This window comes from Cellulomonas sp. (genome assembly GCF_035634735.1).
GTDB lineage: Bacteria > Actinomycetota > Actinomycetes > Actinomycetales > Cellulomonadaceae > Cellulomonas.
Window position 1 is genome coordinate 12,261 of record NZ_DASQCJ010000052.1, and the last position, 12,620, is coordinate 24,880.

General features: G+C 76.9%; 12 protein-coding genes. 8 read left to right on the forward strand and 4 right to left on the reverse strand.

Annotation, left to right across the window (positions count from 1 at the left end; genetic code table 11):
- The 4 genes from galK (at position 1) to VER05_RS04860 (ending at position 4,530) form a co-directional block, all read left to right on the forward strand.
- Positions 1-1,263: a galactokinase gene (gene galK / locus VER05_RS04845; protein WP_324844262.1), complete on the forward strand. Its 1,263-nt coding sequence runs from the start codon at positions 1-3 to the stop codon at positions 1,261-1,263.
- Positions 1,264-1,520: 257 nt separating this feature from the next.
- A complete protein-coding gene (locus VER05_RS04850) occupies positions 1,521-2,546 on the forward strand; it encodes a secretion protein HlyD (RefSeq protein ID WP_324844263.1) in 1,026 nt (341 codons plus the stop codon).
- Positions 2,543-3,331, forward strand: a complete 789-nt coding sequence (locus VER05_RS04855) for an ABC transporter ATP-binding protein (RefSeq protein ID WP_324844264.1) — start codon at positions 2,543-2,545, stop codon at positions 3,329-3,331. Before VER05_RS04850 ends, VER05_RS04855 begins: the two co-directional genes overlap by 4 nt.
- A complete protein-coding gene (locus VER05_RS04860) occupies positions 3,328-4,530 on the forward strand; it encodes an ABC transporter permease (RefSeq protein WP_324844265.1) in 1,203 nt (400 codons plus the stop codon). Before VER05_RS04855 ends, VER05_RS04860 begins: the two co-directional genes overlap by 4 nt.
- A gap of 25 nt (positions 4,531-4,555) precedes the next feature.
- On the opposite strand, the gene VER05_RS04865 is transcribed toward VER05_RS04860, so the two are convergent.
- Positions 4,556-5,095, reverse strand: coding sequence for a winged helix-turn-helix domain-containing protein (locus VER05_RS04865; protein ID WP_324844266.1), 540 nt, complete (start codon positions 5,093-5,095; stop codon positions 4,556-4,558).
- A gap of 57 nt (positions 5,096-5,152) precedes the next feature.
- Between VER05_RS04865 and VER05_RS04870 the strand changes: the two genes are divergently transcribed.
- Both VER05_RS04870 and VER05_RS04875 read left to right on the forward strand, forming a co-directional pair.
- Complete coding sequence (locus tag VER05_RS04870) at positions 5,153-6,466, forward strand: MFS transporter (protein WP_324844267.1); 1,314 nt, start codon at positions 5,153-5,155, stop codon at positions 6,464-6,466.
- A 67-nt stretch (positions 6,467-6,533) separates the two neighbouring features.
- Positions 6,534-7,772: a hypothetical protein gene (locus VER05_RS04875; RefSeq protein WP_324844268.1), complete on the forward strand. Its 1,239-nt coding sequence runs from the start codon at positions 6,534-6,536 to the stop codon at positions 7,770-7,772.
- A gap of 27 nt (positions 7,773-7,799) precedes the next feature.
- Here the strand turns inward: VER05_RS04875 and VER05_RS04880 are convergent, their stop codons facing one another.
- Both VER05_RS04880 and VER05_RS04885 read right to left on the reverse strand, forming a co-directional pair.
- Positions 7,800-8,612, reverse strand: coding sequence for an exodeoxyribonuclease III (locus tag VER05_RS04880; RefSeq protein ID WP_324844269.1), 813 nt, complete (start codon positions 8,610-8,612; stop codon positions 7,800-7,802).
- A 58-nt stretch (positions 8,613-8,670) separates the two neighbouring features.
- The gene (locus VER05_RS04885) at positions 8,671-9,933 is read right to left on the reverse strand and encodes a helix-turn-helix domain-containing protein (protein WP_324844270.1); all 1,263 of its coding nucleotides are present in this window, start codon (positions 9,931-9,933) and stop codon (positions 8,671-8,673) included.
- A gap of 86 nt (positions 9,934-10,019) precedes the next feature.
- Between VER05_RS04885 and VER05_RS04890 the strand changes: the two genes are divergently transcribed.
- Both VER05_RS04890 and VER05_RS04895 read left to right on the forward strand, forming a co-directional pair.
- Positions 10,020-10,937 carry an ATP-binding cassette domain-containing protein gene (locus VER05_RS04890; protein ID WP_324844271.1) on the forward strand — a complete coding sequence of 306 codons (918 nt, stop codon included), beginning with the start codon at positions 10,020-10,022 and terminating at the stop codon, positions 10,935-10,937.
- Entirely contained in the window at positions 10,934-11,743 is an 810-nt protein-coding gene (locus VER05_RS04895; protein WP_324844272.1) for an ABC transporter permease, read from the forward strand. The genes VER05_RS04890 and VER05_RS04895 overlap by 4 nt, the downstream gene beginning before the upstream one ends.
- A 51-nt stretch (positions 11,744-11,794) precedes the next feature.
- On the opposite strand, the gene VER05_RS04900 is transcribed toward VER05_RS04895, so the two are convergent.
- The gene (locus VER05_RS04900; RefSeq protein WP_324844273.1) at positions 11,795-12,604 is read right to left on the reverse strand and encodes a phosphotransferase family protein; all 810 of its coding nucleotides are present in this window, start codon (positions 12,602-12,604) and stop codon (positions 11,795-11,797) included.
- Positions 12,605-12,620: the final 16 nt, after the last annotated feature.

Sequence of the window (12,620 nt, forward strand, 5' to 3'; positions counted from 1 at the left end):
ATGGAGCAGCAGCACGAGGACACCCCGGTGTGGGTCGAGGCCTGGGAGCCCGCCGCGGGGGCCGAGCGCGTGCGCGCGCTGTTCGCCGACCGGTTCGGCGCCGAGCCCGACGGCACCTGGTCCGCGCCGGGCCGGGTCAACCTCATCGGCGAGCACACCGACTACAACGGCGGGCTCTGCCTGCCGTTCGCGCTCCCCCACCGCACGTACGTCGCCGTGCGCCGCACCGACGGCGACACCGTGCGGCTGGTGTCGGCGCAGGAGAGCACCGGCGTCCGCGAGGTCGCGCTGTCCGAGGTCGCGCCCGGCGCCGTGAGCGGCTGGCCGGCGTACGTCGTGGGCGTCGCCTGGGCGCTGCGCGAGGCCGGCCACGAGGTCGGCGGCTTCGACATCGCCGTCGACTCGTGCGTGCCCTACGGCGCGGGCCTGTCCTCGTCGGCGGCGCTCGAGTGCGCCGCGGCCGTCGCGCTCGACGCGCTGCACGGGCTCGGGCTCGCCGGCACCGCCGACGAGCCGGACGACGCCGGGCGCGCCGCGCTGGCGGACGCCTGCATCCGCGCCGAGAACGAGATCGCCGGCGCCAGCACCGGCGGCATGGACCAGGCGGTGTCGCTCCGCGCCGAGGCCGGGCACGCCCTGCTGCTCGACTGCCGCGACGGGTCGACCCGGCAGGTGCCGTTCGACCTGTCCGCGCACGACCTCGCGCTGCTCGTCATCGATACCAAGGCCGAGCACGCGCTGGTCGACGGGCAGTACGCCGCCCGCCGCGCCGCGTGCGAGGAGGCGGCGTCCCGCCTCGGGATCGCGACCCTGCGGGAGATCGACCTGGACGGGCTCGGGGACGCGCTGGCCGCGCTCGCGCACGGCACCGGCCCGGTCGGCGAGGGCCGCGACGAGGTCGAGGAGCTGGTCCGCCGGGTCCGGCACGTCGTGACCGAGATCGCGCGGGTCGAGGAGTTCGTCGGGCTGCTGGACGACGACCGCGTCGAGGAGGTCGGCGCCGCGATGGACGCCTCGCACGCCTCGCTGCGCGACGACTACGAGGTGTCCTGCCGCGAGCTCGACGTCGCGGTCGAGTCCGCGCGGGAGGCCGGTGCGCTCGGCGCCCGGATGACCGGCGGCGGGTTCGGCGGCTCGGCGATCGCGCTGGTGCGCGCCGACGCGGTCGACGCGGTGGCGGCGGCGGTGGCGGCGGCGTTCGCGGCCGAGGGCCTGCACGCGCCGGCGTTCCTGGTGGCGACCGCGAGCGCCCCGGCGGCCTGACCCGACGGCGGGGCTACTCCGCCCCCGTCGAGATCGGTGCTTCTCGCCGAGATCGGTGCTCAGAACCACCGATCTCGGGCGGAAGCACCGATCTCGGCGTCCCGGGCGCCCGCACCCGCGCGGGCGCGCGCGCCCGGTTCGTCCCCCGGGGGAAGTCGACCGCCGAATCGCGCCCGGTAGTCCGCTTCGCGCGGTAGCGTTCGTCGCGAGATAGCGCGCGGCGCACCGGACCGCGCGCCCGGACCCGAGGAGGCGCCGTGGGCGTCACACGCCGGATCGTGTTCCCCGCGATCCGCATCGTCCTGTGGGCGGTCATCGCCGTCGCGCTCGCGAAGATCGCCTTCGCGGGCGCCGACCGGGTCACCGCGGCGGAGGACCCGCTGCAGCCGTCCGCGCAGGTGACCGAGCCGCAGGTGCAGGTCGCCACCGGCACGATCACCAACGCCGTCACCGTGTCGGCGTCGGTCGTCGCAGACCCGCCGAGGCCCGTGCGGGCCACGCTCGCGGGCACCGTGCACCGCCTGCTCGCCGAGGAGGGCCAGGCGGTCGCCGCGGACACCCCCGTGCTCGAGCTGCGCGCCGAGACCCCGGTCGACCCCACGGTGACCACGGACCCGGAGACCGGGATGCAGACGGTGACCGAGAACAAGCCGAAGGTCACCCGGCAGACGGTGCTCGCCGGGACGGCCGGCACGCTGCGGCTGTCGGTGCTGAAGGACCAGGTCGTCTCCGTCGGCGACTCCGTCGGCACCGTCACCCCCGGCTCGCTGTCCGTGCAGGGCACGCTGACCCCGGACCAGCAGTACCGGCTGATCGACGCCCCGGGCGAGGCGACCGTCACGCTCAAGGGCGGCCCGGCGCCGTTCACGTGCACCGGCCTGCGGATCGGCGCCGCCGCGCAGGACGACCCGGCCGACCCGGAGGCCGACGCCACCGCCTCGGCCTCCGGCACCGTGTCCTGCGCCGTGCCGGCCGAGGTCACCGCGTTCCCGGGCCTCGGCGCGGACATCGAGATCGTCAACGGCACCGCCGAGGGCGCGCTCGTCGTGCCGGTGACCGCCGTGCAGGGCTCCGTGCAGAACGGCAACGTGTGGGTGGTCGGCGCCGACGGCGCGAGCGAGCAGCGCGCCGTGGTCCTGGGCCTCACCGACGGCAAGCAGGTGCAGATCGCCGAGGGGCTGGCCGAGGGCGACACCGTCCTCGAGTACGCCCCGGTGTCGAACCTGACCGACGTCGACTGCACCGACCCCGCCACCGCCGACCCGGGCGTGTGCGGCGGATGAGCCTCCTCGAGCTGACGGACGTCACCCGGTCCGTGCGCCTGGCCGACGACCGGGTGCTGCACATCCTGCGCGGCGTCACGCTCAGCGTGGACGCGGGCGAGCACGTCGCCGTCGTCGGGCGCTCCGGCACCGGCAAGTCGACGCTGCTCAACCTCCTGGGGCTGCTCGACTCGCCCACCGAGGGCGAGTACCTGCTCGACGGCACCTCGACGCGGCGGCTGTCCGGCCGCCGGCGGGCGCGGCTCCGCGGCGCGTCGTTCGGCTTCGTGTTCCAGCAGTTCAACCTGCTGACCGGGCGCACGGTCCTGGAGAACGTCGCCGCGCCCCTGCTGTACGCCCGGGGCCGGCAGTTCTGGTCCCGGAACCGGCTCGCGGCCGAGATGCTGGAGCGCGTGGGGCTGGGCGACCGGCTGGAGGACATGCCCGACAAGCTGTCGGGCGGCGAGCAGCAGCGCGTCGCGATCGCCCGGGCCCTGGTCCGCCGGCCGCGGGTGATCCTCGCCGACGAGCCGACGGGCGCGCTCGACGTCGACACCGGCGGCGCGGTGATGACGCTGCTCGACGACATCGCGCGCGAGTCCGGCGCGGCGCTGGTCACGATCACGCACGACCTCGCGGTCGCCGCGCGGTCGAGCCGGCACTACCGGCTGGCGGACGGCGTGCTCGTCCCGGTGACCCTGGTGGCGCCCGACCGGCCGGGCTCGCTCGCCGAGTGGGTGGGCGACGTCCCCACGCTCGGCGCGACCGCCGAGGCCGCGCGCGCGCTCCCCGGCGGTGCCGCGTGACCGGGATCGCCGGCGCGCTCGTCGAGGCCTGGGACGAGCTGCGGGTGCACAAGCTGCGGGTCCTGCTGTCGCTGATCGGCGTCGCGGCCGCGGTCACCGCGATCACCGGCGTCACCGCCGCGGTCGACATGCTCGGCCAGGCGATGCGGGAGCAGACCGAGCGGTGGAACGGCCGGGACACCACGATCAGCGTGACCGCGTGGCCGGTGACCGGCTCCGGCGACGGCGCGGCCGCCTCCGCGGCGATGCTCGACGTCGTCGACCGGTACGCGGTCACCTACGCCTCGCGCACGACCTGGGGCCAGGTCGCGGCCGAGCTGCCGGGCGGCGCGCAGGTGCTCAACGGCCAGATGGTCGACCCCGCGTACGGGATCATCCACCGCATCGCGCCGCTGCAGGGCCGGTACTTCGCGCCGGGCGACGCCGAGCGGCTCGCGCCGACCCTCGTGGTCAACGAGGCGTTCCTCGCCGCGCTCGGCGCCGAGGACCTGTCCGGCCGCCCCACCGTGGTGCTGCAGGGCCAGCAGCCCGTGACGGCCGAGGTGATCGGGGTGGTGCCGGACCAGTACTCCGGCGAGCAGCCCGCGTACACGGTGCTGATCGACCAGGCCGACCGGTGGGGGCTCGCGGTCGACCCGTGGGGCCAGGGGACGCAGCCGCCGACCCTGGAGCTCTGGGTGCCGCCCGCCGACGTCGACGCCCTGCGCGAGCGGGTGACGGCCGACCTGACCGCGGCGCTGCCCGGCTTCCAGGTCGACGCCTACACCTCGGAGGGCAGCCCGGCGGTGCTGGACGCGGCCTCGCGCTGGGTCGTGCTCGCGGTCAGCGGGTTCGCCCTGCTGCTCGGCGGCCTCGGGCTGCTCAACATCGCGCTGGTCACCGTGCGGCAGCGGATCCGGGAGATCGGCATCCGCCGGTCGTTCGGGGCGACGTCGGGCCGGGTGTTCTTCGGGGTGCTGCTCGAGTCCGTGGTCGCGACGCTGGTCGCGGGCGCCGTCGGGGTCGCGCTGGCCGTCGTCGCGCTGGACCTGCTGCCGGTCGACCGGATGTTCGGGACCGTGCTGCAGGACCGCCCGGCGTTCCCGCTGTCGGCAGCGCTCACGGGCCTCGCCTGCGCGGCGGGCGTCGGCGCGCTCGCCGGGCTGCTGCCCGCCGTCTGGGCGGTGCGGGTCAAGGTGATCGACGCGATCCGGTACTGACCCGCGCCGGGCTCCGGGCGCGGGGCTACCCGCGCGGGAGCCGGCCGGCGTCCTCGTGCAGCGCGAACAGGATGGAGTACGGCCGCCCGTCGGCGGACGGCCGGCGCGCGGCGAGCTCGCCGAAGAACGCGTCCACCCGGGACATGAGCTCGTCGTGCTCGGCCGCGCCGAGCCGGACCCCGAGCCGGGTCATCCGCACCGACTCGGGGTCGGCCTCGGCCACCTCCTCGAGGAACGTGGACAGCATGAGCTGCCACTTTCCCGGGAAGTCGGGCGCGCGCCACGACTTCCGGGTCGCCCGGTACGGCACCTCGCGGGAGCCGCGCGCGCCGCGGCGGACCGGGTCGGCGGCGAGGAAGCCCCGGTCCACGAGGGTGCGGACGTGGTGCAGCACGGTGGCGGGGTTCTTGGCCAGCCGGTCGGCGATCTCGCGGTTGGTCAGCGGCTCGTCGAGGCAGAGCCGCAGGATGCGCAGCCGGACGGTCGAGGCGAGGGCGCGGGCGTCGGCGTCGAGGTCGGCGGGGTCCGTCGCGGAGTCCGGCTCGGCGTCGGGGGCTGGTGCCATGCGGCCGATCCTACCCACTGATTGACTTCTCCCAATCAGTGGCGCCACCCTGGTGCCATGTCGACCCCCACGCCCGCCGGCCCGCCGCTCGGCGCCGCCGCGCCGACCGAGCCGGACCCACCCGGCAAGCGGCGCTCGCTCGCCCGGCACCCGGACTTCCGCCGGCTGTGGGTGGGCGACGCGTTCGGCCAGCTCGGCTTCCAGCTGACCAGCATCGCCCTGCCCGTCCTCGCCGTGCGGGACCTGGCCGCGACCGAGTGGCAGATGGGCCTGCTCACCGCGGCCGAGACCGCCGCGTTCCTGGTGATCGGCCTCCCGACGGGCGCCTGGGTGGACCGGATGCGGAAGCGGCGGGTGCTCATCGCGGCCGACCTGGTCCGGGCCGCGGCGCTCTCGGTCGTCGTGGTCCTCGCGCTCACCGGGCACGCCTCCATGGCGGTGCTGTACGCCGGGGCGCTGGTGATGAGCGTCGCGACCGTGTTCTTCGACGTCGCGCACCAGTCGTACGTCCCCGGGCTGGTCGGCCTCGCCCACATCGGCGAGGGCAACGCGAAGCTCCAGGCCACCCAGTCGGTCGCCGGCGTCGCCGGGCCCGCGCTCGGCGGCGCGCTGCTCCGGGTGGTGGTCGCGCCGGCGCTGCTCGCGGTCAACGTCGTGACCTACCTCGTGTCCGCGCTCGCGCTGTCCCGGATCCGGAAGGTCGAGGACCTGCCGCCCCGCGAGCACCGGCGGCCGCTCAAGGACGAGATCGCCGAGGGCCTGGGGTTCGTCGTGCGGCAGCCGCTCCTGCGCCGGATCGTCGCCTGCACGGCGATCGGCAACCTGTTCACCGCCGCGGCGGGCGCCGTCACGGTGATCTTCGCGCTGCGCACCCTCGGGCTCGACGAGGCCGCGTACGGCACCGTGCTGTCGGCCTCGGCCGTCGGCGGCCTGCTGGGGGCGGTCAGCTCCGACCGGCTGGTGCGCTGGTTCGGCGAGGGCCGGGTCATCCCGCTGTCCGCGCTCGCCTTCGCGCCGGCCGCCGCGCTCACGCCGCTCGCGGCGGTGCTGCCGTTCCCGCCGCAGGCCACGCTCATCGTCGGGGGCGCGCTGTTCTTCTTCGCCGTCGTGGTCTACAACGTCGCCCAGGTCAGCTTCCGGCAGCGGGTGTGCCCGCCGCCGCTGCTCGGCCGGATGAACGCCTCCGTGCGGTTCATCGTGTGGGGCACCACGCCGATCGGCGGACTGCTCGGCGGCTGGCTCGGGCACACCTTCGGCGCGACCCCGACGCTCTGGGTCGGCGCCGCCGGGGCGGTCGTCGCCGCGCTGCCCGTGCTGTTCTCGCCGCTGCTGCGGATGCGCGAGCTGCCGGGCGCGCCGACCCCGGAGTGACGCGTTCCCGCACGTCAGCGACACGCCCGGTTTGAGTTGCTTCGGGCACCTTGGGCAGAGTGGGGTCGTGATCCGCCTGCTGCTGTCCGCCGTCATCGGGTTCTTCGTCGCCTCGGTCGTCCTCCGGGTCGCCGACCTGGACGCCGGGTGGGAGTGGGCGTTCGGCGTCTCCCTCGGCGTCATGGTGCCGCTGATGATCCTGGTGTCGATCGGGCGCACGTTCGCCGGCGCGCGGCAGGCCCGGCCGCAGGACGTCGACGCCGCGGTCCGCGAGAACCGGGTCAGCCTGGCCAAGGTGCTCGAGACCCGGGCCACGGGCACCTCGATCAACGACCAGCCGCTGTGCGAGATCCGGCTCGTCGTCGCCTCCCGCACCCGGCCCGCCTACACGACCACCACCCGGAGCATCGTCAACCTCGGGCGACTGCCCGGGCTGCAGCGCGGCGCCGTCGTGGTGGTCGCGCAGCTCGACGCCGAGCGGCCGGACGTCGCGCTGCTGGACCCGGCGCCCGCGGACTGGCAGGACATCGCCGACCGCGACACCCACGTGCGCGACCTGCCCGAGGCGCCGGTCTGGGACGCCGGACCCGCGCGCGGCCGCGACCGCCGCGGGCTCGTCCGGGTCCCGGCCGTGCTGTTCCTCGTCCTCGCGCTGGTCGGGTTCGGCGCGCGGGTCTGGCCGGTCCGCGACGAGGCGCTCGCGCTGGTGCAGGGCACGCCGCTGGCGGAGGTGCAGGCCGAGGCGGCCGCGGCCGCGGGCGTCGGACCGGCGACCGGTGACGGGGAGGAGCCCGCCCCGGCGGTCGACCTGTTCAGCGCCGCGCACACCCGCCCGGCGATCGACGACCTGGTGGCGGTGGCGGGTGGCTCGCAGTTCACCGAGGTCGGGATCTACGGCGACTACATCGTGGCCGAGGGGCTCACCGCGCCGGGCGAGCCGACCACCGACCGGTACACCTGGCGGGGCGGCGAGGCGACCCGCGACGGCGCCGCGCCGATCCAGCCGGAGCCCGAGGACCTCCCGGACGAGCTGTTCGACGTCACGACCGTCGACTGGTCGCTGGTCGAGCCGCTCGTGGCCCAGGTGCCGGAGCTCACCGGGATCACCGCGCCCGGCGGGCCGTCCGTGCTCGTGCGGCGGGCGACCGACGTGGCGGTCGCCACCCCGGTGGAGTTCCACCTCTGGGTCAGCGACGAGTACTACGACGCCTACCTCACCGCCGACGCGACCGGGACCGTCGTGTCGATGCACGGCGGGCGGCCGGGGTCGCCGGCGGAGGCGTGGGAGGCGGCGCACGGCGGCTGAGGCCGCGGGCCGCCGCGCCCGCGCCGGTCAGACGTCGTAGGTGACGACCACCGGGGCGTGGTCGCTGAACCGCGCGTCGTACGTCGCGGCCCGGTCGATCTCCACCGTCCGGGCGCGCTCCGCGAGCGACGGCGTCGCCAGCTGGTAGTCGATCCGCCAGCCGGAGTCGTTGTCGAACGCCTGCCCGCGCCACGACCACCAGGTGTACGGGCCGGGGCCCTCGCCGCCGTGCTCGCGGCCGAGGTCGCGCCAGCCCTGCTCGTCGAACCAGGTGTCCAGGTACGCGCGCTCCTCGGGCAGGAAGCCCGCGGCCTTGCGGTTGCCGCGCCAGTTCTTGATGTCGACCTCGCGGTGCGCGATGTTGAGGTCCCCCGCGACGACCACGTCCGCGCCCTCCCCCGCGAGCTCGGCGAGCCGCTTGGTCATGACGTCGAGGAACGCGAACTTCTCGTCCATCTTCGGGGTGCCGGCCTGGCCGGAGTGCACGTACGCGGACACGACGGTGAGCACCCGCGGCCCGGCGCCGTCGGCGGCCGGCAGCTCGAGGTCCGCCTCCACCCAGCGGCCGCTGTCCGCGGGCACGCCCGTGCCGATCCCGATCCGGACCGCGCGCATCGGCAGCCGGGAGGCGATCGCGACGCCCGCGCGCCCCTTGGTCTCGCTGGCCTCGTGGGCCAGGTGCCAGTCCGCCGCGGACAGGTGGTCGCCCAGGATCTCGTCCGAGGCGCGCACCTCCTGCAGCAGCAGGACGTCCGGCCGGCGGGCCTCGACCCAGTCGGCCATGCCCCGCTTGAAGGCGGCCCGGATCCCGTTCACGTTGACACTCGCTACCGTCAGCACGCGGACCATCCAACCCCATGCCACCGACACGCACGGACCCCGCCGGCGGCACCGGGGGTCAGCCGTCCCCGCCTCTCCGCACCGCGGCCCGCGCCGCCTCGCGCGCCTCCGCCCGCGCGACCACCGCGGCCACGCCGTCGAGCACCAGCCGCAGCCCCCAGTCCGGGCGCCCGTCGTCGTCCTCCGCGACCGCGTCGTCGTCGAACGCCCCCGCGTCGAGCGCCTGCGCCAGCACCGGGTGCACCGCGGGGTCCGTCACCGCGCGGAGCAGCGCGGCGTAGTCCACCAGCGCGGGGTGCGCGGCCGGACCCGCGCCGCCCGGGCCGTCCCCGGACCCGCCGTCGTCCCGCCCCGCCGCCCCGGACGCCCGCGCGGCCTGCGCCTCGGCCGCCACCACCTGGCCCTCCGCGAGCAGGTGCAGCGACAGCCGCCCGACGACCGCGGTCCGCTCCGGCCAGGTCAGCGCGGTGCCGTCGAGGGCGCGCAGCCCGCGCTCGAGGAAGGCGACGCGGGCCGGGCCCGGCAGCGCGGCGGCCGCGGGCGTCTGGACCGCCCACGGGTGCCGGCGGGCCAGCTCGAGCTGGTCGTGGCACCAGCGCTCGAGCGCGGCGCGCCAGGCGGGGGTGCCGTCGGGGACGACCGGGGGCGCGTCACCCGGTCCGGCCGCGTCGACCGCCTCCGCCAGGGCCGCGTCGAGCATCACCGCCAGCAGGTCGTCCTTGCTCGACACGTACCGGTAGAGCGCCATCGTCGTCACGCCGAGCCGCTCGGCGACCCGCGCCATCGACACCGCTGCGAGGCCGTCCGCGTCGGCCAGCGCGATCGCCGCGTCCGCGATCCCGGCGAGCGTCAGCCCGGGCCTGGGCCCGCGGCGACCCACCGGCGCGGCCCGCCACAGCACGGCCAGGCCGGGCGGGAGGTCCGCGGCCCCCTCCTCGTCGCCCGGCTCGCGGGCCGCCTCCGCCCGCAGCCGCGCCCGCTCGACCTGGCGGGCCGCCCGCTGCGCCGCGAGGTCCGCGTCCAGCGCCGCCCGCTGCGCCTCGCGCTCGGCGCGGTCGGCCTCGCGCTCGACCTCCCGCACCGCGCGCTCCTGCTCGGCGCGCAGCCGCTCGGTCTCCTTCTCGGCCGCGCGGGCGGCGCGGTCCCGGTCGCGCCGGGCCTTCTCCGCGTCCCGGCGGGCGCGCTCCCGGTCCTTCTCCGCCCGGGCGGCCTCCTTCTGCGCGGCGCGGGCGGCCTTCTCGCGGTCGCGGCGCAGCGCCTCGGCGTGCTTGCGCGCGGCGGCGTCCTCGGGTGCGTCAGGCGGCGCGTCGTCGGGCTGCATCGGACTCCTTGACCGTCGGCGGGACAACTGTGTACAACATACACACCGCATCATCCGTGTACGACATAGACAGAAAGGAGCCGGCGATGGACACCCCGATGATCGAGACCCGCGCGCTGCGCAAGGCGTTCGGGTCGACCACCGTGCTCACCGGAGTCGACCTCGCGGTCCCGCAGGGCCAGGTGCTCGCGCTGCTCGGGCCGAACGGCGCCGGCAAGACCACGACCGTCGAGATCCTCAGCACGCTGCTGCGCCCCGACGGCGGCACGGCGGCCGTCGCCGGGCACGACGTCGTGCGGGAGCCCGACCGGGTGCGCGCGGCGATCAGCCTGACCGGCCAGTACGCGGCGGTGGACGAGCTGCTGACCGGCCGGGAGAACCTCCGGCTGATGGCCCGGCTCGCCCACCTCCCCCGCTCCGCCGGGCGCGCCCGCGGGGACGAGCTGCTCGGGCTGTTCGACCTCGAGGGCGCCGCCGACCGGCTCGTCCGCACGTACTCCGGCGGGATGCGCCGCCGGCTCGACCTCGCCGTCGGGCTGCTGACCCGGCCCGCCGTGCTGTTCCTCGACGAGCCCACGACCGGGCTCGACCCGCGCAGCCGCTCCGACCTGTGGGCGGTCATCCGCGACGTCGTCGCCGGGGGCGCCACGGTCCTGCTCACCACCCAGTACCTGGACGAGGCCGACGCCCTCGCCGACCGGATCGCGGTCCTCGACCACGGCCGGGTCATCGCGCAGGGCACCGCGGCCGAGCTCAAGCGCGGGGTCGGCGCCGCGCACGTCGAGCTGCAGCTCGCCGACGGCCGGACCGAGCGGGTCGCGACCGACGCCTCCGTGCCGGACGTGCGCCGCATCCTCGCCGACGTCGAGCTGCGCCGGCTGCCCGTCGCGTCCTGGCGGGTCGCCGTGCCCACGCTCGACGACGTCTTCCTCACCCTCACCGGCCGCGCCGCGGACGCCGCGCCGGCCGCCGACGCGGGCCTGCTCGACCGGGAGGCCTCGTGACCGCCACCGCCCTCGCGCCCGCGCGCGCGACGACCCGCCCGCCGACCGGCGGCTGGGCCCTGCAGGACACCGCCGCGATGATCGGGCGCAGCCTGCGCCGGTCGCTGCGCACGCCCGACACGCTGATCATGGGCATCGCGCTGCCGGTGATCCTCATGCTGCTGTTCGTCTACGTGTTCGGCGGCGCGATCCGGACCGGGCAGCCCGCCTACGTCGACTACGTCGTCCCCGGGATCGTCCTGCTGTGCGCGGGGTACGGCGCCGCCACCACGGCCGTGTCCGTGGCGTCCGACATGACCGGCGGGCTGATGAACCGGTTCCGCACCCTGCCCGTGCGGCCGGTCGCCGCGCTCACCGGGCACGTCGTCGAGTCCGTCGCCCGCAACGCGGTGTCCACCGCGCTCGTCGTCGGTGTCGCGTACCTCGCCGGGTTCCGGCCCACCGCCGGCCTCGGCGAGTGGCTGGCCGTCGCGGGCCTCGTCCTGCTCTACGTCCTCGCGCTGACCTGGACCGCGGTCTGCATCGGGATGGTGTCGTCCGGCCCGGAGGCGGCCAACGGGTTCACCTTCGCCATCATGTTCCTGCCGTACGTGTCGAGCGCGTTCGTGCCGCCCGAGTCGATGCCGCGGGTCCTGGAGTGGATCGCGACCCACCAGCCCGTCACGCCGGTGACCGACACGGTGCGCGCCTGGCTGATCGGCGCCCCGGGCGGGCAGCCGCTCGTCGCCGTGGCGTGGTGCGCGGGGCTGCTCGTGGTCGCGCGGCTCACGGCCGCCTGGCTGTTCCGGCGGCGGGCGGCGCGCTGACCCGTCGCACCGCCCGGGGCCGCCGGCCGACCGTGCCGGCGGCCCCCGCCGTCACAGCGGGACCCCGAGCCGCGCCGCGAGCCGCGCGGTGTCCGCGCGGTGCCGGCCGCCCGCGTCCCGGTACTCGAGGCACCACAGCAGCTGCTGGACCGCCGCCCGCTCGTCGGCGTCCCCGGGCGACCCGGGCATGCCGTCCCAGAACGCCGCCCGCGCCGCGTCGGCGTCCGCCGGCCCGGCCCACGCGCTGTCCCAGTCGAGCACCGCGGCCAGCCGCCACCCGGGCCCCGCGGGCCGCACCAGCACGTTCGCGTGGTGCAGGTCCCCGTGGACGAGGACGGCGCCGGCGGCCCCGTCGAACAGCGGACCGGACCGGTCGAGCACGAGCTCGGCCGCGTCCGACCGCCACCCGGCCGGGACCCGCGCCCGGGTCCGCGCCCGCAGCGCGCCCAGCTCCGACCCGCCCCGGGCACCGAGCTCCCCGAACGCGGGCTGCTCGACCGTCCGCAGCCGCACCAGGACGGACGCCAGCTCGCGCAGCACCGCCCCGCGGGCGGCGTCGCCCGCGTGCGGGTGCACGTCGCACCACCGGCGCCCGGCCACCCGCTCGGTGACGTGCACCTGCACCCCCACCACCACCCGGGCGGCCACGGTGCGCGGGACGGGCACCCCGACGGCCCGCGCCGACTCCTGCGCGCGCGCCGCCCGCAGCAGGTCCGGCGCCGCGCCCGCCGGCGCCGTCTTCACGACCAGCGGCTCACCGCGCGGACCCATCACGGCGCGCACCGACGCGCCCCCGGCGCCGGGGAGCGCGGCGGTCGTCCGCGCGCCCGGCCCGAGCACCGCCGCGAGCACCTCGTCCACGGCCCCTCCTCCGGAC

Excerpts from the sequence above, each read along its gene's own strand:
- galK (WP_324844262.1), top strand. The coding sequence starts at position 1 with ATGGAGCAGCAGCACGAGGACACCCCGGTGTGGGTCGAGGCCTGGGAG.
- VER05_RS04855 (WP_324844264.1), top strand. The coding sequence starts at position 2,543 with ATGAGCCTCCTCGAGCTGACGGACGTCACCCGGTCCGTGCGCCTGGCC.
- VER05_RS04865 (WP_324844266.1), bottom strand. The coding sequence starts at position 5,095 with ATGGCACCAGCCCCCGACGCCGAGCCGGACTCCGCGACGGACCCCGCC.
- VER05_RS04870 (WP_324844267.1), top strand. The coding sequence starts at position 5,153 with ATGTCGACCCCCACGCCCGCCGGCCCGCCGCTCGGCGCCGCCGCGCCG.
- VER05_RS04885 (WP_324844270.1), bottom strand. The coding sequence starts at position 9,933 with ATGCAGCCCGACGACGCGCCGCCTGACGCACCCGAGGACGCCGCCGCG.
- VER05_RS04890 (WP_324844271.1), top strand. The coding sequence starts at position 10,020 with ATGGACACCCCGATGATCGAGACCCGCGCGCTGCGCAAGGCGTTCGGG.